The 20,875-nt window shown below is 69.8% G+C and carries 18 protein-coding genes; 2 read left to right on the top strand and 16 right to left on the bottom strand.

The features are described from left to right. Window positions 1-15 precede the first annotated feature (15 nt). Genes ACP6CK_RS17235 through ACP6CK_RS17215 form a run of 5 tightly spaced genes read right to left on the bottom strand, consistent with a single transcriptional unit; the run spans window position 16 to window position 5,066 of the window. Complete coding sequence (locus ACP6CK_RS17235) at window positions 16-792, bottom strand: SDR family NAD(P)-dependent oxidoreductase (RefSeq protein ID WP_426954531.1); 777 nt, start codon at window positions 790-792, stop codon at window positions 16-18. Continuing rightward, window positions 789-1,904, bottom strand: a complete 1,116-nt coding sequence (locus tag ACP6CK_RS17230; RefSeq protein ID WP_426954530.1) for an ABC transporter ATP-binding protein — start codon at window positions 1,902-1,904, stop codon at window positions 789-791. Before ACP6CK_RS17230 ends, ACP6CK_RS17235 begins: the two co-directional genes overlap by 4 nt. Window positions 1,905-1,914: 10 nt before the next feature. Then, window positions 1,915-2,799 (bottom strand): carbohydrate ABC transporter permease, encoded by an 885-nt coding sequence (locus tag ACP6CK_RS17225; RefSeq protein ID WP_426954529.1) that lies wholly within the window; start codon window positions 2,797-2,799, stop codon window positions 1,915-1,917. Next, window positions 2,792-3,781: a carbohydrate ABC transporter permease gene (locus ACP6CK_RS17220; protein WP_426954528.1), complete on the bottom strand. Its 990-nt coding sequence runs from the start codon at window positions 3,779-3,781 to the stop codon at window positions 2,792-2,794. Before ACP6CK_RS17220 ends, ACP6CK_RS17225 begins: the two co-directional genes overlap by 8 nt. 4 nt (window positions 3,782-3,785) lie before the next feature. After that, window positions 3,786-5,066, bottom strand: coding sequence for an ABC transporter substrate-binding protein (locus ACP6CK_RS17215; protein ID WP_426954527.1), 1,281 nt, complete (start codon window positions 5,064-5,066; stop codon window positions 3,786-3,788). A 346-nt stretch (window positions 5,067-5,412) separates the two neighbouring features. On the opposite strand from ACP6CK_RS17215, the gene ACP6CK_RS17210 reads away from it, so the two are divergent. Both ACP6CK_RS17210 and ACP6CK_RS17205 read left to right on the top strand, forming a co-directional pair. Further along, window positions 5,413-6,579: a Gfo/Idh/MocA family protein gene (locus ACP6CK_RS17210; RefSeq protein WP_426954526.1), complete on the top strand. Its 1,167-nt coding sequence runs from the start codon at window positions 5,413-5,415 to the stop codon at window positions 6,577-6,579. Between the two features lie 581 nt (window positions 6,580-7,160). After that, window positions 7,161-7,739 carry a GNAT family N-acetyltransferase gene (locus ACP6CK_RS17205; RefSeq protein WP_426954525.1) on the top strand — a complete coding sequence of 193 codons (579 nt, stop codon included), beginning with the start codon at window positions 7,161-7,163 and terminating at the stop codon, window positions 7,737-7,739. 227 nt (window positions 7,740-7,966) lie between these two features. On the opposite strand, the gene ACP6CK_RS17200 is transcribed toward ACP6CK_RS17205, so the two are convergent. From ACP6CK_RS17200 to ACP6CK_RS17150, 11 genes are all read right to left on the bottom strand, one after another. Then, a complete protein-coding gene (locus tag ACP6CK_RS17200) occupies window positions 7,967-10,567 on the bottom strand; it encodes a calcium-binding protein (RefSeq protein WP_426954524.1) in 2,601 nt (866 codons plus the stop codon). A gap of 622 nt (window positions 10,568-11,189) precedes the next feature. Next, the gene (locus ACP6CK_RS17195; RefSeq protein WP_426954523.1) at window positions 11,190-11,561 is read right to left on the bottom strand and encodes a nuclear transport factor 2 family protein; all 372 of its coding nucleotides are present in this window, start codon (window positions 11,559-11,561) and stop codon (window positions 11,190-11,192) included. Between the two features lie 457 nt (window positions 11,562-12,018). Then, window positions 12,019-13,146 carry a DNA polymerase III subunit beta gene (gene dnaN, locus ACP6CK_RS17190; protein ID WP_426954522.1) on the bottom strand — a complete coding sequence of 376 codons (1,128 nt, stop codon included), beginning with the start codon at window positions 13,144-13,146 and terminating at the stop codon, window positions 12,019-12,021. A gap of 202 nt (window positions 13,147-13,348) precedes the next feature. Then, window positions 13,349-14,818: a chromosomal replication initiator protein DnaA gene (gene dnaA / locus ACP6CK_RS17185; RefSeq protein WP_426954521.1), complete on the bottom strand. Its 1,470-nt coding sequence runs from the start codon at window positions 14,816-14,818 to the stop codon at window positions 13,349-13,351. A 222-nt stretch (window positions 14,819-15,040) separates the two neighbouring features. Then, entirely contained in the window at window positions 15,041-15,313 is a 273-nt protein-coding gene (gene rpsT, locus ACP6CK_RS17180) for a 30S ribosomal protein S20 (protein ID WP_426954520.1), read from the bottom strand. 187 nt (window positions 15,314-15,500) lie between these two features. Further along, window positions 15,501-16,280 (bottom strand): enoyl-CoA hydratase, encoded by a 780-nt coding sequence (locus ACP6CK_RS17175; RefSeq protein ID WP_426954519.1) that lies wholly within the window; start codon window positions 16,278-16,280, stop codon window positions 15,501-15,503. A gap of 290 nt (window positions 16,281-16,570) precedes the next feature. Then, window positions 16,571-17,464 carry a bifunctional DNA-formamidopyrimidine glycosylase/DNA-(apurinic or apyrimidinic site) lyase gene (gene mutM, locus ACP6CK_RS17170; RefSeq protein WP_426954518.1) on the bottom strand — a complete coding sequence of 298 codons (894 nt, stop codon included), beginning with the start codon at window positions 17,462-17,464 and terminating at the stop codon, window positions 16,571-16,573. A gap of 42 nt (window positions 17,465-17,506) precedes the next feature. Then, window positions 17,507-17,629, bottom strand: a complete 123-nt coding sequence (locus ACP6CK_RS17165; protein WP_426954517.1) for a DUF2474 family protein — start codon at window positions 17,627-17,629, stop codon at window positions 17,507-17,509. After that, window positions 17,610-18,653 (bottom strand): cytochrome d ubiquinol oxidase subunit II, encoded by a 1,044-nt coding sequence (gene cydB, locus ACP6CK_RS17160; protein ID WP_426954516.1) that lies wholly within the window; start codon window positions 18,651-18,653, stop codon window positions 17,610-17,612. The genes ACP6CK_RS17165 and cydB overlap by 20 nt, the downstream gene beginning before the upstream one ends. 5 nt (window positions 18,654-18,658) lie before the next feature. Then, entirely contained in the window at window positions 18,659-20,269 is a 1,611-nt protein-coding gene (locus ACP6CK_RS17155) for a cytochrome ubiquinol oxidase subunit I (RefSeq protein WP_426954515.1), read from the bottom strand. 138 nt (window positions 20,270-20,407) lie between these two features. Continuing rightward, on the bottom strand, window positions 20,408-20,740 hold the full coding sequence (locus tag ACP6CK_RS17150) for a hypothetical protein (protein ID WP_426954514.1): 333 nt from the start codon (window positions 20,738-20,740) through the stop codon (window positions 20,408-20,410). Window positions 20,741-20,875 lie beyond the last annotated feature (135 nt).

Here is a 20,875-nt window from a genome sequence, read left to right as displayed (position 1 = left end):
TGAGCGCCCGGTCCGTCAGCGAGAGCCGCCGTTGACCATGAAGCACTGCTTCGTGATCATCCGGCTGTCGTCGGATGCCAGGAACAGCGCCAATCGCGCGATGTCCTCGGGCTCGATGCCATCGGGGATGCATTGCCGGGAACGACCCTCGGCGATCAGGCGCTCATCCTGATACCAGAGCTCCCGCTGGCGCGGCGTGATGACCATGCCGGGGGCGATGGCGTTCACGCGGATGCGGTCGGGTCCCACCTGCCGGGCGAGCGAGTTGGTGAAGCCCACCATCGCCGCCTTGGCCGCGCTGTAAGCCTGCATATCCGGCCCGCCATTCATCCAGGCGATCGAGGACATGTTGACGATCGAGCCGCCGCCGAGGGACCGCATCTGCGGCACCACGGCCTGGCTGGCGAAATAGGCGTGGCGGAAGTTCACCGCCATCATCCAGTCGAAGCTCTCCTCCGTCACGGACAGGAAATCCTGGCGCTGGTCCACGGCGGCGTTGTTCACCAGCACGGAAGCCGGCCCGCAGGCGCGCTCCACCTCGGCCAGCGCCGCCCGGAGCGCGGGGGTGTCGGTCAGGTCGCATTCCCCGAAGAGCGGCGCCGGCAGGCCGGCCGTCACGATCGATTCAACGAGCGCTCTGCTGGCCTCGGCTTGCCGGTCGAGGAAGACCACGCGGGCCCCCTGTTCCGAGAAGGCGCGGACGAAGGAGGCACCGATCCCGCTTCCGCCGCCGGTGACGATCACCAGGCGGCCCTCAAGCCCCGCGTAGCGCGAGGCGGTGACAGTGTTCATGCGATCAGGCGGTCCGTGGAGGGGTCGAAGAGGCAGATGCGGCGGGTGTCCACCGCGAAGCGGGCGGGAGCGCCCACGGGCATGCGCACGTCGGGGGAGACGCGGGCCAGGACCCGCTCCCCGCCCAGCCGCGCCAGCACGACGGTCTCGGCGCCGGTGGGCTCGGTCATCTCCACCGGCGCCTCGACGGCGATGGCGGCGCGGGGGTCGGCACCGAAGCGGCGGTCCGCCTCGGCGATCGCCTCCGGGCGGATGCCCAGCACCACCTCGCGGTCGCACCAGGCGGCGGAGATGCCCTCCTCGGGGACGGGCAGGCGGAGCTCATCCGGACGGCCGGCGCCGATCACCGCGGTCAGCCCGTCCCCTCCGCCGGTCAGCCGGGCGGCGAAGGTGTTCATCGGCGGGGCGCCCATGAAGCGGGCGACGAAGAGGTTCGCGGGGCGGTTGTAGACGGTGTCGGGGTCGGCGAATTGCTGCACCTCCCCGCCGTGCATGACGGCGATGCGGGTCGCCATCGTCATCGCCTCGATCTGGTCGTGGGTGACGTAGACCATCGTGGCGCCGATGCGGCGGTGGAGCTGCTTGATCTCCATCCGCATCTCCACCCGCAGCTTCGCGTCGAGGTTGGAGAGCGGCTCGTCGAACAGGAAGAGCAGGGGATCGCGGACGAGGGCGCGGCCCATCGCCACCCGCTGCCGCTGCCCGCCCGAAAGCTGTCCGGGCTTGCGGTCCAGCAGGGGCTCGATCTGCAGGAGCCGGGCGGTGCGGGCCAGCGCCTCCTCCTGCTGGCGCTTCGGGACGCGGCGGCACTCCATGCCGAAGGTGATGTTCTGCCGGACCGTCATGGTGGGATAGAGCGCGTAGGACTGGAACACCATGGCGATGTCGCGGTCCTTCGGCGCCACCCGCGTCACGTCGGCCCCGGCGATCTCGATCGCGCCCTCGTCGGGTCGCTCCAGCCCGGCGATGATGTTCAGCAGGGTCGACTTGCCACAGCCGGAGGGACCGACGAGGACGATGAACTCGCCGCCTTCGGCCTCCAGGTCGATGCCCTTCAGCACCTCCTGTGCGCCGAAGCGCTTGCGGATGCCGCGGATCACCAGGGCTGACATGATTTCCCCTTCACTTGACCGCGCCGGCCGTCAGCCCGCGCAGGAAGTAGCGCCCGCCGAAGAGATAGACGAGCAGCGTCGGCAAGGCGGCCAGCAGCACGGCCGCGCTCTGCACCCCGTATTGCGGCGCCTCGCTCACCGAGACGCTGAGCGCGATCAACGCTGCCGTGACCGGCTGGTCCAGGCCGGAGGTGAAGGTGACGCCGTAGAGGAACTCATTCCAGATATGGGTGAACTGCCAGATGACCGTCACGATCAGGATCGGCGGCGACAGGGGAAGGACGATCCGCCAGAAGATGCGGAAGAAGCCGGCCCCGTCGATCCGCGCCGCCTTCAGCAGCTCCTGCGGGATCGCGACGTAGTAGTTGCGGCAGAACAGGGTGGTGAAGCTGATGCCCTGCACGACATGGATCAGCACGAGGCCCCACAGGCTGCCCGTCAGCCCGAGGTCGCGCAGCACGAGGGTCCAGGGGATGAGCTTCATCTGCTCCGGCAGGAAGACGCCGAGGGTGATGAGGCCGAAGACCCATTGATCCCCCCGGAAGCGCCAGAGCGCGATGGAGTAGCCGTTCAGCGCGCCCAGCAGGGTCGACAGGATCGTCGCCGGGATGACCATCAGGAAGGAGTTGGCCATGTAGGGCGCGATGCCCGCGCAGGTCTGCGCGATGCAGTAGCTGCCCCAGGCGCGGGCGAAGTTGTCCGTCACCACGGCCTGGGGAAGGCCGATGACGGAGGTGGCGCCGATATCCCCCGCCGAGCGAAGCGAGTTCAGCACCACGACGAGGAGCGGCGCGAGGTAGAAGGCGGCGAAGCCGATCAGCAGCGCGTAGACCAGCCCGCGGGCGAGCGGCGTCCGGGCACCGCCGAAGGCGGCGGGGGTAGCGGCCTCAGCCATGGCGGGCCTCCTTCCTGCGGCGCCAGCGGACATAGAGGAAGTAGGGCAGCAGCACGGCCACCAAGGTCAGCAGCATCATGACTGCGGCCGCCGCGCCGCGCCCCAGCAGTCCGCGCTGGAACATCAGGTCATAGACGACCAGGGTGGGGAGCTGGGTGGCGATTCCCGGCCCGCCGCCCGTCAGCGCCCGCACGAGGTCGAAGGTCTTGATCGCGTATTGCAGCAGGATGACGAGCACGGCCACGAAGATCGGCGCGATGGAGGGCAGCACCACCCGGCGGTAGATCCGCCAGGTTCCCGCCCCGTCGATCTGCGCGGCCTTGTAGAGGTCGGCCTCGACCGACCGGATGCCGGCGAGGAAGAGCGCCATGGCGAAGCCCGAGGCCTGCCAGGCCCCGGCGATCACGATCGTGTAGATCGCCATGTCCCGGTCCACCAGCCAGTCGAAGCGGAAGCCCTCCAGGCCGAAGTCGCGGACGAGCTTCTGGATACCGATGCTCGGGTTCAGCAGCCAGGACCAGACCGTGCCGGTGACCACGAAGGACACCGCCATGGGGTAGAGGAAGATCGTGCGGAAGAGGCTCTCCGCCCGAATGCGCTGGTCGATCAGGATCGCCAGCAGCAGGCCGAGCGCCGCGGTGAGGATCACGAAGCAGGCGCCGTAGATCAGCAGGTTGCCGAAGGCGATGTTCCAGTTCCGCGAGGCCGACACCGACCAGTAGTTCCGCAGCCCCACCCAGTCATGCTCCGGCACGAGGGTGGAGGCGGTGAAGGAAAGCCAGGTCGTGTAGCCCGTGAAGCCGACGACATGGATCACGCTGATGAGCAGCGGCGGCCAGAGCACGAGGTGCGGCAGCCAGCGCTCCACCCAGGCGCGCCACGCGGACGGGCCGCCGCGTGCCGCCCGCGACCCCGGTGCCGCGATGCCGCCCAGCGGCACGGCGATGCCGGCCGAACCCGCCGGTCCCCCCTCCGGGGCCATGGCGTCAGCGCGCGCCCTCGATCGCCTCGGCGAGGCGCGAGGCGCCCTGCTCCGGCCGGATGCTGCGGTTGTGGACGAACTCGGTCAGCACGTCGATCATGGCCGCGGTCATCTGGTTGGACTGCGCCATGTTGTGGGCGAGGCTCAGCACCGCCTGGTTGGCGCGCACGGATTCGCCGAGCGACCGCGACGCCTCGCGCTGCCCCTCGCTCCAGCCCTCGCCCGACAGATCCATATCCGTGCGGACCGGGATGGAGCCGGTGATCTTCGAGTACATCTCCTGCACCCGCTTGCTCATGACCAGGTTGGCGAAGAGCGTCTGGCCGGCCTGGAGGTCCGCTTCCCGCCGCCGCCACAGGATGAAGGCGTCGGCGTTCTGGATGAAGCAGGGCTGCGGCGACTCCACCGGCGCCTGACCGATCATGTAATCCGCCGCGCTGAAGCCGTTATGCGCGATCACGCCCTGGGCCCATCCGCCCATCATCAGCAGCCCCATCTCGCCGCGGATGAAGCGGGGCAGGAAGGTGCTGTAGTGCTGGCCGGAGGCGGCCGGGTCCGACCACTCGGAGAAGCGGCGGAGCTGGCGGAAGGCGGCCAGCACCTCCGGCCCGCGCAGCGTGCGCTCGTCCAGCTCCATGATCGCCTTGCGATAGGCCTGCGGGCTGAGGCCGGCGAGCGCGATCTCGAACTTCATCCCGTCGTCCCACCGGATGCCGCCATTGGCGATCGGGACGATGCCGGCCGAGGCCATCTTCGTCGCGAGGTCGTTGAACTCCGCCCAGGTCTTCGGCAGTGCGGTCGCGCCCACCTTCTCCATCGCGCGGCGGGAGGCGAAGAGCGTGTTCGTGCGGTAGATCTGCAGAGGCAGCGCGATCCAGCGGCCCTGCGGCTTGTGCAGGCGCGCGAGGTCCGGCGGCACCACGCCCTCGTAATTCGCTGCGGCGACGGTCTGGTTGAGGTCCACCGTTGGCGCGATGCGCGACCAGGCCGCGATCTCCGGGCCTTTGAGCTGCGAGGCCGAGGGCGGGTTGCCCGCCAGGATGTCGGCCCGCAGCTTGTTCATCATCTCGGTCGTGAAGCCGGGCACGGGGCTGTGCTGCCACGTGCCGCCCTCCTCCTCGAAGACGCGGCCGAGCGCGGTGATGGCTGCCCCGTCGCTGCCGGCGCTCCACTGCGAGATGAGCGTCAGGCGCGGCCGGGTCTGTCCCTGGGCCGTGACGACGTGCGGCGCAGCAACCGCCGCCGCGGTGCCGGCCAGGATGCTCCGACGATGGATGGCGCGCATGAACCCCTCCCTCGATCGGCCGGCCTCTTCTGTCCGGCACGACAGCGACCACATCCTGCGCGCCCGGGGCAGCTGCGCGGCGTGTCCCGGACCGCGCCGCCCTCGGCCCGCCCCTGCCCACGCGTCGCTTGCCTCCCGGACGGAAGGCATGTTCTTTCTTGGACGGCGACAGTTGATCCGGTCGGTTCTTCACTGTCCAGCCCAAACTCGGCACCGGGGGCCAGACGATGTCAGCCGATGTCGGACCAGAACCTGGAGGCCGCCCCGCCGTGGATGCCGCGCAGCTCTTCCCGGCAGAATCATCCGGCGCCCCGCTCACCGCGGCGGTCCGGGTGGAGAGCTGACGGTGGCCCCTATTCGTCTCGGCTTCATCGGCGGGGCAGCGCCGGCGATGATCGGCCCGGTGCACCGGCGCGCCGCCCTCTTCGACGGGCGCTTCGCGGTGGTGGCCGGCGCCTTTTCCCGCGATCCGTCCAAGGCCGGGGACGCCGCGGCGGAGTACGGCGTCGTGCCGGGGCGCAGCTACGCCAGCCCGGAGGAGATGATCGCGGCCGAGGCGTCCCGTCCCGACGGCATCCAGGCGGTCTCCATTGTCACGCCGAACGACAGCCATCTCCGCTATGTCCTGGCGGCCGTGACCGCCGGCCTCGACGTCATGGTGGAGAAGCCGCTGGCCAACTCGGCCGCCGAGGCGGAGGCGATCGCCCGGGCCGTCGCGGCGAGGGGCACCGTGCTCTGCCTCGCACACGCCTATTCCGGTTACCCGATGATCCGGGAGGCGCGGGCGCAGGTTGCCGCCGGCGCGCTGGGACCCCTGCGCATGGTGCAGGTGGAATATTTCGGCGCGGGTCTGGCCACGCATGTGGAGACGCAGCCCGACGCGCCGCGGCGCTGGCGGCTGGACCCCGCAGCGAGCGGTCCCTCCCTCGTGCTGGGAGACATCGGCACCCACGCGCACCACCTCGCCTGCTACGTGGCGGGCGAGCCGGTGACGCGACTGAGCGCCGAGCTCGGCAGCCTGCAGCCCGGACGCGTGGTCCAGGACTACGCCCAGCTGCGGTTCCGGCTGCGCGGTGGGGCACGCGGCACGCTGACCGCCACCCAGGCCGGGGCCGGTGCGGAAAACCACATCCTGCTGCGCGTATGGGGTGAGCGCGGCCACCTCGAATGGCGGCACGACCGGCACGGTGAGCTGCGCCTCGCCCCGCTGGACGGCTTTCCCCTCGCGCTGACCCGGGGCCACCCGCTGCTCTCCCCGGCGGCGGCGCGCGCCGGGCGGCAGCGGCGCGGACATCCCGAGGGCCTGCACGAGGCCTTCGCCAACCTTTACCTAGACTTCGCCGCGCTCATCGCCGCCCGCCGCGACGGGGTCGCGCCGGACCCGCTGGCCGTCTTGGCGCCCGGCGTGGCGGAGGGGCTGGCCGGTGTGCGGCTGATCGCGGCCGCGCTCGAATCCGAGGCTCAGTGCGGCGCCTGGGTGGCGCTGCAGGAAGGGGAAGGGCAGCCTCTCTGATGTTCATCCTCGGGGTGTCCCGCCCGGACCGGGCTGTCCGCAGGGTGGCCGCGAGGGGGAGAGAACGGGACTCGGGCGATGCAGTCGCACCGCGCAATGCCGTCACTAAGCGAAGCTTCGCGGCCATCATTCGTGCGACAAGGTGTCGCCCCCTGGGCGCCAGCGATGAGGACCTCTTGACCGAGCAGGACGCGAAAATCGAGAGCCGTTTTCAGCCGGTCCGATCCTGAGCCGAAAGAGAGAGGCGGACCTCTGCCATGTCGCGACGGTATCGGAACATTTGACACCCCGAAGGCTCGCCGACACGGCGTGCGCCTGCTGGATGAACAGCTTCGCCGCCGGCGTGAGCGTCCGATCTCCTAGCCATGCGAATACGGTCCGGTGCGGCCGGCTTCCGACCTTCATCGGGAGGCGTGGACGAGATGACCGAGGTCGACACTCTGCCGTCCGGCCCACGGGCTGCTCTCCCCCACACCGCGACCATCCTTGCCCCTCCCGGTGGAAGGCCTCCGCCAGTATGTCGAGGGTGGCGCGGCGCCGCCACGATCAGCTCTCATGCCCGACCAAGATAGCGCAGCTCGATGGCGTGGAAGGTGGGCTGGCGTTGCGCTCAGCGACTTGGCAGCATTCACGACATGCTTCCGCACGGCTTCCAGACACCCCGCCTTCTTCTCCGCCCCATCGGCATGGCCGATGCAGAGCCGATCTTCGACCGTTACACGCAAGACCCGGAGGTCAGCCGCTATATGACGTGGCGGCCGCATACCTCGATCGCTCAGACGAGGGCCTATGTGAACACTTGCTTGGCAGCGGCCGATGATCGGACCTACGTCCTGATGCGGCGCACGGACAACGCGATCATCGGTGCCTTGGACCTACGGCAGTCAGGTCCGGCGCGCCTGGGGTATGGCTATGTGCTCGCCCGCGCTTCATGGGGACAAGGTCTGATGACAGAGGCTCTGGCCGAAGTCGTGGACTGGGCACTCCGGCAGCCATCCATCTGGCGCATCGGGGATGTGTGCAACGTCGAGAATCTTCCCTCGGCGCGCGTGATGGAGAAAGCGGGCCTGGCGCGTGAGGGCATCCTGCGACGCTGGGAAGTGCACCCGAACCTTGGCGACCTGCCACAAGACTGCTTCAGCTACGCGAAAGTTCGGTAAGGCTGCTTCACCGCTGTGCAGCCGGGGCAGAAGCCTTGGGTTCTGCACGCGCCTGCAATTCTGTCGAGCCAGCGTCGAGGATGCGATCCGCCGTCAGCGGTCAGCCCGCTCTGGAGCGACGGTGGCGCAGAAGCGGATCTCGGACCCCGACAGATTGTCGCGAAGCGCGCTGCTCGACAGCAAGCGCGGGCGACGGACCGGGCGGCGTGCCGCCCGGTCCAGCCTGGTCAGGTGAAGAGGAAGTCCGCCTGCGAGAGAAGGGCGGCATCGATGCCGAGGAGCAGCAGGCTGTCCGTCGACCCGGCGAAGCTGACCACCGCGCCGTCGGCCGAGGCGGCAATCGCGAGATCCGCGTAGGTCACGCCGGCGGCCCGGATGAGATCCTGGCCGTCGGTGAAATCGGCCACCCGGTCCGTGCCCGTCCCGTGCTCGAGGAAGAAGTGGTCCCGATCCCCGCCGCCCCAGAGCACGTCGTCCCCCGCGCCGCCGCGCAGCTGGTCCACCCCGGCATCGCCGCGGAGCGTATCCTGCCCCTCACCCCCCACGAGGGCGTCGTTGCCGGCGCCGCCGATCAGCTCGTCGTTCCCGCCGCCACCATTGAGCTTGTCCCGGCCCCCGCCGCCCATGAGGCGGTTCGCCCCGGCATCGCCGCCGAGCGTGTCGTCAAAGGCGCTTCCGACGAGGTTCTCGACCCCGGTGAGCACGTCGCCCTGTGCGTCGCCACCCACGGCGAGGCCGAGGGCGAGGTTCACCTTCACCCCGGCCGCGGAGTTCGTGTAGACCGCCGTGTCCGACCCCGCGCCGCCATCGAAGCGGTCGGCGCCGGCGCTGCCGTTGAACACGTCTTCGCCCGCACCGCCCTGGAAGGAATCGTCGAAGGTCGCGCCGTAGTAGAAGTCGTTCCCCTCGGAACCGATCGCGCCCTCGATACCGGCGATCTGATCGCCGGAGGCCTCGCCGCCCGCGACGCTCTGCTTGTCGATGTAGATCGCCACGCCCGTGGTGCTGCCGGCGTAGGAGATCACGTCGAAGCCGTCGCCGCCATGCATCGAGTCCGCGCCGGTGCCGCCTTTCAATGTGTCATCGCCCAGGCCACCCATGAGCGTGTCCGAGCCGGAGTAGCCGTTGAGGACGTCGTTGCCGTTCAGGCCGTAGAGGGCGTCCGCCCCGCTGTTGCCGTGGATCACGTTGCCCAGCTCGTTCCCAAACCCCGTGAAGTTCTGGCCGGTCAGGGCCTGCAGGTTCTCGAGCGCCTCGCCGAGGGCATAGCTGCTGAGGTAGGTCCGGATCTCGTCAATACCAGAGGCTGCGGCCTCGCCCACGACCTGGTCCGAAAGGGCGTCGATGTAGTAAACGTCGTCGCCCGCGCCGCCCTCCATCGTGTCCGCGCCCGTGCCGCCGGACAGCCAGTCATTCCCGAGCCCGCCGACGAGGGAGTCGTTCCCGCCGTTGCCGTAGAGGTCGTCGTTCCCGTCATGGCCGATCATGACGTTCCCGAGGGCGTTGCCCGACACGATGACGCCCTGCTGGCCGAGCACCTGCAGGTTCTCGACATTCGCCGAGAGGGTGTAGTTGCCCCAGGTCATCACGGTGTCGATGCCGCCACCCACGGCCTCGACGACCTTGTCGTTAGCGGAGTCCACGACATAGGTGTCCGACCCCGCGCCGCCCCGGAGGACGTCGTTGCCGTTGCCGCCGTCGAGCGTGTCCTGGCCGATGCCTCCGACGAGCGTGTCATCCCCGAAACCGCCCTTCAGGTCGGAGGAGAGGGACTTCGAGGCGTCGAGCAGGTTGTTCAGGTCGTTGCCGGTGATGGCCACGTTGAAGCTGCCGCTCGACTTGTAGATGACGTTCTCGATCTTGCCGATCGCCTGGTTCGGGTTGATGAGGGAGAACTTCGTGCTGATCAGGTGGACGGTGTCGATGGCCCCGTCGCCGCCCGTCTCGTTGACGACGTCGTTGATGTTGTCCACGACATAGGTGTCGGCGCCGGTGCCTCCGGCGAGGCTGTCCGCACCCGCGCCGCCGTTCAGCGTGTCGTGGCCCGCCCCGCCGATGAGCGTGTCGTTGCCGATATTTCCGATCAGTTCGTTGTTCGCGACGTTGCCGACGATCTTCACTGCGCTGGCGGTGGTGACGGTGACCTTCTCGATCCCCGACGCGCCGGCGCCCCAGGCCGTCAGGTCGATGCCGACCGAGGTGTTGACCGTGTCGAAGCCGGAGGCATCGCCGGTGATCCGGTCGCCGGCGTTGTCCAGGTGGTAGGTATCGTTGCCGTCGCCGCCGTCCATCATGTCGGCGCCGGAGTCGCCGTTCAGCACGTCGTTACCGGCGCCGCCGATCAGCGTGTCGTTCTCGGTTCCGCCGTAGAGCCAGTCGTTCCCGTCTCCACCCGCGACCACATCGCTGCCGCTATCGCCGTAGACACGGTCATCGCCCTCGTCGCCGTTGAGGACGTCGGCGTCCGACCCGCCGTGCAGCTCGTCATTGCCCATGTTGCCGCGCATCGTGTCGTTGCCGGCGCCGCCCCACATCGTGTCCCAGCCGTTGTAGTAGACGGTGTCATCGCCCATCATCGAGTCATTGCCGGTGCCGCCGTACATCGTATCGTTGCCGGAGCCGCCGCTCATCCAGTCGTTGCCAGCGTCGCCATGCAACTCGTCCTGGCCGTCGCCGCCGCCCAGGTAGTCGTGGCCGCCAAGGCCGGCGATGTACTCGTCGTCATCGCCGCCGAAGAGGGGGCCGTCCATGTAGGGGGTTCCCGAGACCGGGACCTCAAGGTCGAAGCCCTCATCCCCCTCGGTCCCCATGATCACTTTCGTCGGCATCGCGCCTGCACTCCCGATGGACGCCGCAGCGCCCCGCCTGTCTGCGGCACCGACGATCGGCGCCGCGTTTGGTGCGCGCCTCATAGGTCCGAATTGTCGCGCGGAGAGGTCGCCGGCAGCCGGGCTGCGTCGCGTCCGTCGCAACGCCGCGCGACCGCCACGACGCGCGGCCCGGCCAGCCCTGACTACCCGCTCCGACTGAATCGCCCTGGAGCCTCTTCGGCAGGACAAGCATGTCGTGCTGTCTGTGCGCGGCCGCGATGCAGTCGGTGTCACGCATGCGGCGGAGACACGCGAGGTGCGTGCGGATCGCCCGGTCGTGCTCCTCGCCACGTTCGTTCAGCAGATCGCTCCCGCCGTGCAGCGGAGGGCGAGGAACTTCCAGCTCCCTCCGGCGTCGGCTCGGTTACGGTCATGCTGCCGGTCTCGCGGCGACAGGCCGAACGGGTCGGCGATCTTTCGGGTTAATTGCTGGGACCCTGACTTTCCCGCGTCACAGCAGGGACGGGGACCCATCCTCGACTGCTGCGGGCCTAAGGCGGAGGGGCGACACCGATGCCCCGCCAAGGACCGACACGTCCTTCCCGCTGGGCGGACGATGCTGCCGGTGCGGCCAACCCACCTATTCGGTCGTTGGATTCAGCAACACCCAGAGCCGGGCGATCCTGCCTTCGACGATCTCGGCGGCATCCGTGCCGGTAACGGCAACCGGGCCTCCGTCCGGGCCAGCCGTCCAGCGCAGAATGGCCAGCCCATGGTGCCCAACCGCGACGCCATCGGGCCGGAAGAGGAAGGTCGGCCCGAATTGTTCCAGGAGCCTGCCGGCGACCATGGAGATGGCGGCCCGCCCGGTTACGGTGTTGTCCGGCTCATACAGGACGGGATCGGCGACGAAGAGCTCCTCGATGGCCAGCGCACGCTTCGCGCTGTCACGCTCGTTGAAGACCCGCTGGATGTTCGCGCGAAGAAGGCGGTCATAATCGGCCGTGTCCATCCTGAGCGCAGCCGGTTCCGAATCGGGCATGAGGGGAAGCCTTCCGAGTTAGGGGGGCAGTGTCAGCCAGACTTCACCCGTTTCAAGGCGGGAGGCGGGGGCCGCTACTTTACCGGACGAGCCGCCTTCCGACCGCAAGCGGACGCAGATGGATCCCTGAGAAGCCAAGCTGGCCGGTCAATGCCCGACCGACGCCTTCGCATCGGCATCGGCATCGGCATCGTCACCGGAGAGGGGAGAGAACCCGCTTGTCACCGTTGCGGGTTGGACCGCCGGCCACGAGCGGTGGCCGTGGGTGATGGAATGCCCTCACCACCCGGCCCCTAGCACGAGATCGGTGAACACCTCCGACGAGGTCCGGCCGCGGAGTTCGCCGGGTTCGAGCAGCGGCAGCTGCCAAGAGCATGACGCCAGCGGGCTATGGGAGCTCGGTTCACACCGAACTCCCTGGTCACCATCAGACCCGCATCGGCATCAGCACGTAGAGGGCTTCCGGCTTCGAGGCATCCTGCACGATGGTGGGCGCGGAGCCATCGGCGAAGCGGAACTCCACCTGGGCGTCGACCTGGTCCGTGATGTCCTTCAGGTACCGCGCCTGGAACCCGATCTCGAGCGGCGTGGAGTCGTAGGCCACGGTGTCGTTGTCCAGCTCCTCCTGCGCCTGGCCCTGCTCCGGGGAGGCGGCGGTCAGCAGCAGGTGGTTCCGGTCCAGCGAGAGCTTCACCGGCCGCGACCGCTCCGAGGAGATGGCCGCCACCCGGTCCACGGCCGCGGCGAAGGCGGCCTTGTCCACCTTCAGCACGCGCTCGTTGCCCTTCGGGATCACCCGCTCATAGTCCGGGAAGGTGCCGTCGATGAGCTTGCTGGTGAGCGTGACGGTGCCCAGGCGGATCTGCAGCTTCGTGTCGGACAGACGCAGCTCGATCTCGTCCGTCGTCTCCTCCGCCAGCTTGCGGAGCTCGGCGATGGTCTTGCGGGGGATGATGACGCCGGGCATCCCGCCCGCGCCCTCCGGCAGCGGCTCCTCCACGCGGGCCAGCCGGTGGCCGTCCGTCGCCACGGCCCGCAGCACCTTCGCGCCATCCACCTCGGCCGCGTGCAGGTAGATGCCGTTGAGGTAGTAGCGCGTCTCCTCCGTGCTGATCGCGAAGCGGGTGCGGTCCACCAGGTCCCGCAGCATCCCGGCCGTCACGGAGAACTTATGCGGCAGCTTTCCCTCGGTCATGGAGGGGAAGTCCTCCACCGGCAGGACCATCAGGCTCGTGTTGTAGCGCCCGGCCCGCAGCGCCAGCGGGGCGTCGCCGCCCTTGTGGTCCAGCTCCACCTTCGCGCCGTCCGGCAGCTTGCGGACGATCTCGAACAGGGTCGCGGCAGGCGCGGTGCAGCGGCCTTCCCGCGCCACCTCGACGCCGGCCACCTCCTCCACGATCGCGATCTCCATGTCCGTCGCGGTCAGGCGCAGCGCGCCCTTGGTGGCGTCCAGCAGCACGTTGGCCAGGATCGGGATGGTGTTGCGCCGTTCCACCACGCTTTGCACGTGGGCCAGGGCCTTGAGGAGCACCGCCCGGTCCACCGAGAACTTCATCGCTGCCATCCCCGCAAGGCTGTGGAGGGCATACGGGCCCTCGGGAGTCATGGGTATCATTGGGGAAGGGGGGGTGGAAGGCCGGGGGAGGTATCCCTCCGGTCCTCCCCCATCTATTTTTGACCGTTGGAGACGCGCCCGGGCCGGCCGCGCCCGTGGGCAGGATGGGATGGGGGCAGGTGGCGGACCGTCCCCCGGCCCTTCAGGTCTCCAGCATCCGCCGGAGCAACTCCACATCCTCCGCGAAGCCGGCATCGGCCTGCATCAGCTCCGCGATGCGGGAGACCGCGTGCATGACGGTGGTGTGGTCCCGGTTGCCGAACTTCCGCCCGATCTCCGGCAGGGAGCGGGAGGTGAGCTGCTTCGCCAGGTACATCGCCACCTGCCGGGGCCGCGCCACGTTCCGCGCCCGCCGGGCCGAGGACATGTCGGTCAGCCGGATGTTGTAGTGCTCGGAGACCTTCTTCTGGATCTCCTCGATCGTCACGCGGCGGTCGTGGGCGCGGAGGATGTCGTGCAGCACCTCCTGGCAGGATTCCAGCGTCACCGGCCGGCCGAAGAGGTTGGCGTGCGCGATGAGGCGGTTCAGCGCCCCCTCCAGCTCCCGCACGTTGGAGGTGATCTTGTGGGCCAGGAACTCCAGCACGCGGATCGGCACGTCCACCTGCGCGGAATTCGCCTTCGCCTGCAGGATGGAGATGCGCAGCTCGTAGGTGGTGGCATGGATGTCGGCCACCATGCCGCAGCCCAGACGCGTCCGCAGCCGGTCCTCCAGCCCCGCGAGGTCCGAGGGCGGCTTGTCGGAGGAGACGACGATCTGCTTTCCCTGGTCCACCAGCGCGTTGAAGGTGTGGAAGAACTCCTCCTGCGTGTTGTCCTTGCCGATGAGGAACTGGAGGTCGTCGATCATCAGCACGTCGACGGAGCGCAGGCTCTCCTTGAACTCCATCGTGGACTGCGAGCGCAGCGCCGCGATGAAGCGGTACATGAACTTCTCCGCGCTCATGTAGGCAACGGTGCGGCCGGGACGGCCATCCGTCCCCTCCCGGATCGCCCAGGCGATCGCGTGCATCAGGTGCGTCTTGCCCAGCCCGACGCCGCCATAGAGGAAGAGCGGGTTGAAGCCCGGGGAGGCCGGCTTCTCCGCCACGCGGCGGGCGCAGGCATGGGCGAACTCGTTCGGCTTGCCCACCACGAAGGTGTCGAAGGTGAAGCGCGGGTCGAGCGGCGCGGCCCAGTCGCCCTTCGCGGCATCCGCCTTCGCGTCGGCGCGGCCCTCCACCGGGCGCGGTGCTGCGATCGGCTCGGCCAGCGCGGGCTCCGCCTCCTCCTCCGCGTCGCGCGCGGCGCCGGGGGCGTCCCGGCCCGGCGCCACGCGGATGTCCACGCGGCGCACGCCGAGGTTCTCCGCCATCCACAGCGCGCGCAGCCGGTCGCCGTACTGGCCGCGCAGCCAGTCGCGCAGGAAGCGGGTGGGGACGTGCACCACCGCCTCCTCGCCCTCCACGGCGGCGAGCGTCAGTTGGCGGAGCCAGGTGCGGTACTCGGTCTCGCCCACCTCTTCGCGGAGGCGGCCGCGGATGCGGGCCCAGGCGGCATCCAGTCGGGAATCGTCGGGGTCAGGCGGCACGACGGCCGCGACGGAGGCGCTGCGATCCTGCGTGTGACCCACTCGGAACCCCCTGCTCCGTCCGCTCGCGCGGACGCCCCACATGACGAAGCGTAACGCGGCGCCCGCGCACGGCAAACATTAAACGCGACGCTGCCCACACACGGAGTCGCGCGCGCACAAACGCGACACGGCGCGAGCGCACCGTGCCGCGTTCGGCACTTGTCCTGAGTTCAGGATATCTTGAGGCGCGCCGTCAGAATTTGCGCGGCACGCGCGAAGGCGTCAGGCGGAAGCGCTGATCGCCTTGATCCGGGCGGAGAGCCGCGAGAGCTTCCGGGCCACGGTGTTGTCGTGCGTCACGCCCTTGTCGGCGGCGCGCTGCAGCTCGGGCTGCGCGAGGCGGAAGGCCTCCTGCGCCTTGGACTTGTCGCCGCCGGAGATCGCCTCCTCGACGGCCCGGAGGAAGGTGCGCATGCGCGAGCGACGGGCGCGGTTGCGCTCGAGCCGCTTCTCGTTCTGCCGGATGCGCTTGCGCGCGGAAGCCGTGTTCGCCATGGGCTAGAGAATACCAGTCGGAATGTTCGCGGGATGCGGCCCCCGACCGGGAAGGATCGGGGGCCGCAGGAAGGGGCCGGTTCTATCCACAGGCCCGGAGGGGAGTCAAGGAAGACCGACTCTGGCCCAGGAGCCGCCGCGGCGGAGGAGGCATCGGTGTCCCACCCGCCGCGGCCGGCCCCAGGTCTCAGGCGTTCTTGAAGCTCGGCTTCCGCTTCTCGGCGAAGGCGGCCATGCCTTCCTTCTGGTCGGCGGTCGCGAAGAGGGAGTGGAAGAGCCGCCGCTCCAGCCGCACCCCCTCCCGCAGGGAGAGCTCGTGGGCGGCGTTCACCGCCTCCTTCGCCATGGCGACGGAGGGCTGGGAGAAGGCGGCGATCGCCTCGCCCATCTTCAGCGCCTCCTCCACCAGGCTCTCCACCGGCACCACGCGGGTCACCAGGTTCGACCGCTCCGCCTCGGCCGCGTCCATCATCCGGCCGGTCAGGACCATGTCCATCGCCTTGGACTTGCCGACCGCCCGGGTCAGCCGCTGGCTGCCGCCAGCGCCGGGGATGATGCCCAGCCGGATCTCGGGCTGGCCGAACTTCGCGTTCTCGGCCGCCAGGATGATGTCGCACATCATCGCGAGTTCGCAGCCGCCGCCCAGCGCGAAGCCCGCCACCGCCGCGATCACCGGCTTCTTGATGGTCAGCACTGCTTCCCACTTGTTGCCGATGAAGTCCTCGAAATGAACCGCGGGGTAGGTGCGGTCCTTCATCTCCTTGATGTCGGCGCCGGCCGCGAAGGCCTTCTCGCTGCCCGTGAGGACGATGGCGCCCACCGCCGGATCGGCGTCATAGCCGCGCAGCGCCGCACCCAGCTCCTCCATGAGCTGGTCGCACAGCGCGTTCAGCGCGGCCGGCCGGTCGAGCGTGATCAGCCCCACCTTGCCCCGCAGCTCCGCCTTGATCATCCCGTACTCGGCCATCAGCCCGCTCCCCAAAGGGGCCGCAAGCTGTCCAGCTTCTTCCGCCCGGTCAACGGGTGGGGTGTCGCGCGCGTGGCCCTGGGGAAGGCCGCGCCTTTCCCCAGACCCCTGTCCGCGGGGGGGCTAGACCCTTGGAACCCATTCTTGCCGTCGGTGAGAGGGCCCTTCAGGGGCCCTCTCACCGAAGGCGTTAAGCGAGGTCCAGGAGGTTAGCCTCCTGGCGGATGGGGGCCGGGGATTGGAAGCACTGCTTCCAACGGGCCTTCCCCGGAGTCATCGGCGCGACGGCCTCACCGCTGAGTCCGCGGGCAGAAGAAGGTGGACCGCCCGGCCTGGGTGATGCGGGCGACGCCGGGGCAGGCAGGCGGGCCGGGGCATTTCGGGCAGGGCTGGGCGGTGCGGTCGTAGACGTGGAAGCGGTCCTGGAAGTGGCCCAGCTCCCCGTCGGCGCGGACATAGTCCCGCAGGGAGGAGCCGCCGGCCTCGATCGCGTCCGTCAGCACGGCCTTGATGGCGGGAACGAGGCGCCCGGCGCGGGCCCCGGGGACGGTGCCGGCCAGGCGGCGGGGGGAGATGCCGGCGCGGAACAGCGCCTCCGCCACGTAGATGTTGCCGAGCCCGGCGACCACGCCCTGGTCCAGCAGCGCGGCCTTGATGGGGGTGTTCTTGCCGGCCAGTGCGCGGGACAGGACGGCGGGGGTGAAGTCCGTCTCCAGCGGCTCGGGGCCGAGACCGGCCAGGAGCCGGTGGCGGTCCTCCTCCGCGGTCGGGATCAGGTCGACGGAGCCAAAGCGGCGGGGGTCCTGGAAGCCGACCCGCCAGCCATCCTCGGTTTCCAGCAGCAGGTGCTCATGCGCCAGCCCGTCCCCGGCCCCGCGCGCGTCGGAGACCAGGCCCTGAGGCCTCTCCCGCGGCACGGGGTCGGTGCCAGGGGGCCGCGCCACCATCCGCCCGGACATGCCGAGGTGGATCAGGACGGATTCCCCGTCCGACAGGCGCATCAGCATGTACTTGCCGCGGCGCCGGAACCCCTCGACCCGGCGGCCGGACAGGCGGTCGGCCAAGCCCTCGGGAAAGGGCCAGCGCAGGCCGGCGCGTCGGGTCTCGGCGCGGGACAGGGTGCGACCGGTGAGCACGGCGGAGAGACCGCGCATCACGGTCTCGACCTCAGGAAGTTCGGGCATGGGCGGGATATGGAATGCGGGTTGCGAGCCGGGGAGGTCCCTTCAGACCGCCTTCATCACGAGCCGCAGCAGATAGGCCACGCTCCCCACTGCCAGCACGCCGGCCAGCCACAGGCCGACGAACCACAGCAGGCGCCGTCCCGCCTCAGTGGTACCCGCTCTCATGCGTCACCTTGCCCCGGAAGATCCAGTACACATAGGCCGTGTAGGTCAGGATGATCGGGATCAGCACCGCCGCGCCCACCAGCAGGAAGGCCTGCGAGGAGGGCGGCGCCGCTGCCTGCCAGATGTTGAAGGCGGGCGGCACGATCATCGGCCACATCGAGACGCCGAGCCCGACATAGGAGATGCCGAACAGCGCGAGGGTGAGGAGGAAGGGCCGCACGTCGGCCATCCCGCCCTTGCCCGTATCCTCCCGCAGCGCGTGGAAGAACCGCCAGATGAGGAAGGCGACGAGCAGCGGCACGGGCGCGGCCAGCAGCAGGTTCGGGAACTGGAACCAGCGCGCCCGGAAGGCCGGCTGCAGGAAAGGCATGATGGCGGATACCGCCACGATCGCGGCCACCGTCGCCACCGCGAAGGGCCAGGCGAGTTCCACCGCGCGCCGGTGCAGCGGCCCCTCGGTCTTCCACAGCAGCCAGCAGGCGCCGAGCAGCCCGTAACCGATCACCAGCGCGACGCCGGTCAGCAGCGAGAAAGGCGTCACCCAGTCCCACCAGCCCCCGGCATAGGATCGGCCGGAGACGTTGATCCCCTGCACGAAGGCGCCCAGCGCGATGCCCTGCGTGAAGGCCGCGACCGTCGAGCCCCAGGAGAAGGCGCGGTCCCACCACATCTGCTGCGTGTGCGTCTCCGCGCGGAAGCGCATCTCGAAGGCGACGCCGCGAAAGATGAGCGCCAGCAGCATCAGGATCAGCGGCATGTAAAGGGCCGGCAGGATCACCGCATAGGCCAGCGGGAAGACCGCGAAGAGCCCGCCCCCGCCGAGCACGAGCCAAGTCTCGTTCCCGTCCCAGACCGGGGCGACGGAGTTCACCGCCACGTCCCGATCCCGCTTCTCCGGCAGGAAGGGGAACAGGATGCCGATGCCCAGGTCGAACCCGTCCATGCAGACATAGAGGAAGACCGCGGTCGCGATCAGCACCGCCCAGATCAGCGGCAGCCAGAAGGCCCAGCCCGTGAGGTCCATCGCCGCTACTCCGCCGGAACCGGGGACGGGCCGCGGCCCTGGGGGCCGGGGTCCGCGCCCGCCGCCATGGAGGGGGCCGGCGTGATGCCTGCGGTACGGATCGGCTGGCCCTGCGGCGGCGGTGTCTCGTGGTGCTTCGGCGTCTGGGCGAAGAGCTTGAACAGGTACCAGATGCCCGCCCCGAAGACGATGAAGTAGACGATGACGAAGAGCGCGAGCGAGGTCGCCACCGCCGGCAGCGCGATGGGGGAGACGCTCTCGGCCGTCCGCATCAGCCCGTAGACCGTGAAGGGCTGGCGCCCTGCCTCGGTCACGGTCCAGCCGGCGGTCACCGCGATCAGGCCCGCCGGTCCCATCGCGATCGCGGCCCGCAGCAGCCAGGGCGCGTCATACAGCCGCCCGCGAAGCCGCATCACCAGCCCCGCGGCGCCGAGCGCGATCATCAGCAGCCCCATCCCGACCATCACGCGGAAGGCCCAGAAAACGAGCGGGATGTTCGTCGGCCACTGGTCGCGCGGGATGTCGTTCAGCCCGCGCACCTCGCCGTTCCAGTCATGCGTGAGATAGAGCGAGGCAAGGTTCGGGATGCCGACCTCCATCCGCACCTCGCCGCGTTCCGCGTCCGGCAGGCCGAAGAGGATGGAGGGCGCGCCGCGCTCCGTGCGGAAATGACCCTCCATCGCCGCCACCTTGGCGGGCTGGTGGTGGTAGGTGTTGCCCCCGTGCAGGTCGCCGAGCACGGCCTGGACGGGCGCCACGACCGCCAGCATCCACATGGCCATGGAGAACATCAGCCGCGCGCGGGGATTCGGCCCGCGCTCGCTCTCTTCCGCCCCGCGATCGGCGCCCGCGCTGCCCGGCGCGGCCGCGGCCGGGGCCGTTCCACCTGCCACCAGCGCCGCCCCCGCGTCGTGGAAGCGCGCGGCGGCCGCGCCATCCACGCCCGGGTCGCGCTGCGGCGGCGCGCCCTGCCGCTCCCGCAGCAGGTGCCAGGCGCCCACCGCCCCGACGATCAGCGCCGTGGTGAGGTAGGCGCCCGTGACCGTGTGCGTGAAGCGATAGGGAAAGGACGGGTTGAAGATGATCGCCAACCAGCTCTCCGGCAGGAAGCGCCCGTCCGGACCGATGACGTGCCCCTGCGGCGTGTGCATCCAGGAATTGGCGGAGAGGATCCAGAAGGCCGAGATGCAGGTGCCGACCGCGACCAGCCCGGTCGCCAGCATGTGCAGCCCCTTGCCCACGCGATCCAGCCCGAACAGCATCACGCCGAGGAAGCCGGCCTCCAGGAAGAAGGCCGTCAGCACCTCATAGCCGAGCAGCGGCCCGAGCACCGGTCCCGTGCGGTCCGCGAAGACCGCCCAGTTCGTGCCGAACTGGTAGGACATCACGATCCCCGAGACGACGCCCATGGCGAAGGCGACCGCGAAGATCTTCAGCCAGAAGCGGAAGACATCGAGATAGACGGCGCGCCCCGTGAAGAGCCACAGCCCCTCCAGCACCGCCAGGTAGCTCGCCAGCCCGATGGTGAAGGCGGGAAACAGGAAGTGCCACACGACGGTGAAGGCGAACTGGAAGCGCGCGAGGTCCAGCGCGCTGGGCAGCAGGGCTTCGAGCATCGGGCACCTCTCGCTTCACCGCATTGCAGCGAAGGTGCGCCCGCGCGTGTGGCATTTCCACCCCGCGCCGGCGCAACGATCGCGTTGCGCCGTGCCGCCCGTGCAACCCGCTATACGGTGCCGGACGTCGCCTGGGCGCTACGCCGCGCGGGCGACCCGCCCGTGCTCGACCTCCAGCCGCAGCACGCCCACGACCGAGCGGAGATTGCCCTCGACGAGGTGGACCATCCCCTCCGGCAAGCAGACGGAGAGTTCGACCCGCATCCGCTCCCCTTCCCGGCCGGCGCGCAGCCGGTCCGGCGTCAGGTCGCGCTTGGCCAGCGGCTGCAACAGGCGCGGCAGCAGGCCGGGGGAGGGTTCCGCCACCAGGAGGTAGCGGATGTTGAGCGATCGCTCCCCCTCTTCCTCCTCCACGGCCAGGGTGGAAAGGGCAGGGGACGCCACGAGGGCGCCGGGAACGGCATCGAACATTGGGAAACCTACTTCCGAAAGGGCGGGGCGGGGGCGTTTGGCCCGGCCGCCCGCCCGCAACGCGGGCGCACCCGCGTGCCGGTCAGGCGACCGGGCGGGTAATTCGGCGCATTCGGCGCCCGCGCGTCGTTCGAA

It is taken from the genome of Muricoccus radiodurans (assembly GCF_050154705.1).
In the GTDB taxonomy this organism is placed as follows: Bacteria; Pseudomonadota; Alphaproteobacteria; order Acetobacterales; family Acetobacteraceae; genus Roseomonas; species Roseomonas radiodurans.
Note: the sequence above shows the minus strand (reverse complement) of the source record. Positions and strands in the feature narration are given on the sequence as shown.

Excerpts from the sequence above, each read along its gene's own strand:
- ACP6CK_RS17235 (WP_426954531.1), bottom strand. The coding sequence starts at position 792 with ATGAACACTGTCACCGCCTCGCGCTACGCGGGGCTTGAGGGCCGCCTG.
- ACP6CK_RS17230 (WP_426954530.1), bottom strand. The coding sequence starts at position 1,904 with ATGTCAGCCCTGGTGATCCGCGGCATCCGCAAGCGCTTCGGCGCACAG.
- ACP6CK_RS17225 (WP_426954529.1), bottom strand. The coding sequence starts at position 2,799 with ATGGCTGAGGCCGCTACCCCCGCCGCCTTCGGCGGTGCCCGGACGCCG.
- ACP6CK_RS17220 (WP_426954528.1), bottom strand. The coding sequence starts at position 3,781 with ATGGCCCCGGAGGGGGGACCGGCGGGTTCGGCCGGCATCGCCGTGCCG.
- ACP6CK_RS17215 (WP_426954527.1), bottom strand. The coding sequence starts at position 5,066 with ATGCGCGCCATCCATCGTCGGAGCATCCTGGCCGGCACCGCGGCGGCG.
- ACP6CK_RS17205 (WP_426954525.1), top strand. The coding sequence starts at position 7,161 with ATGGCGTGGAAGGTGGGCTGGCGTTGCGCTCAGCGACTTGGCAGCATT.
- ACP6CK_RS17200 (WP_426954524.1), bottom strand. The coding sequence starts at position 10,567 with ATGCCGACGAAAGTGATCATGGGGACCGAGGGGGATGAGGGCTTCGAC.
- ACP6CK_RS17195 (WP_426954523.1), bottom strand. The coding sequence starts at position 11,561 with ATGGACACGGCCGATTATGACCGCCTTCTTCGCGCGAACATCCAGCGG.
- dnaN (WP_426954522.1), bottom strand. The coding sequence starts at position 13,146 with ATGAAGTTCTCGGTGGACCGGGCGGTGCTCCTCAAGGCCCTGGCCCAC.
- rpsT (WP_426954520.1), bottom strand. The coding sequence starts at position 15,313 with ATGGCGAACACGGCTTCCGCGCGCAAGCGCATCCGGCAGAACGAGAAG.
- ACP6CK_RS17175 (WP_426954519.1), bottom strand. The coding sequence starts at position 16,280 with ATGGCCGAGTACGGGATGATCAAGGCGGAGCTGCGGGGCAAGGTGGGG.
- mutM (WP_426954518.1), bottom strand. The coding sequence starts at position 17,464 with ATGCCCGAACTTCCTGAGGTCGAGACCGTGATGCGCGGTCTCTCCGCC.
- ACP6CK_RS17165 (WP_426954517.1), bottom strand. The coding sequence starts at position 17,629 with ATGAGAGCGGGTACCACTGAGGCGGGACGGCGCCTGCTGTGGTTCGTC.
- cydB (WP_426954516.1), bottom strand. The coding sequence starts at position 18,653 with ATGGACCTCACGGGCTGGGCCTTCTGGCTGCCGCTGATCTGGGCGGTG.
- ACP6CK_RS17155 (WP_426954515.1), bottom strand. The coding sequence starts at position 20,269 with ATGCTCGAAGCCCTGCTGCCCAGCGCGCTGGACCTCGCGCGCTTCCAG.
- ACP6CK_RS17150 (WP_426954514.1), bottom strand. The coding sequence starts at position 20,740 with ATGTTCGATGCCGTTCCCGGCGCCCTCGTGGCGTCCCCTGCCCTTTCC.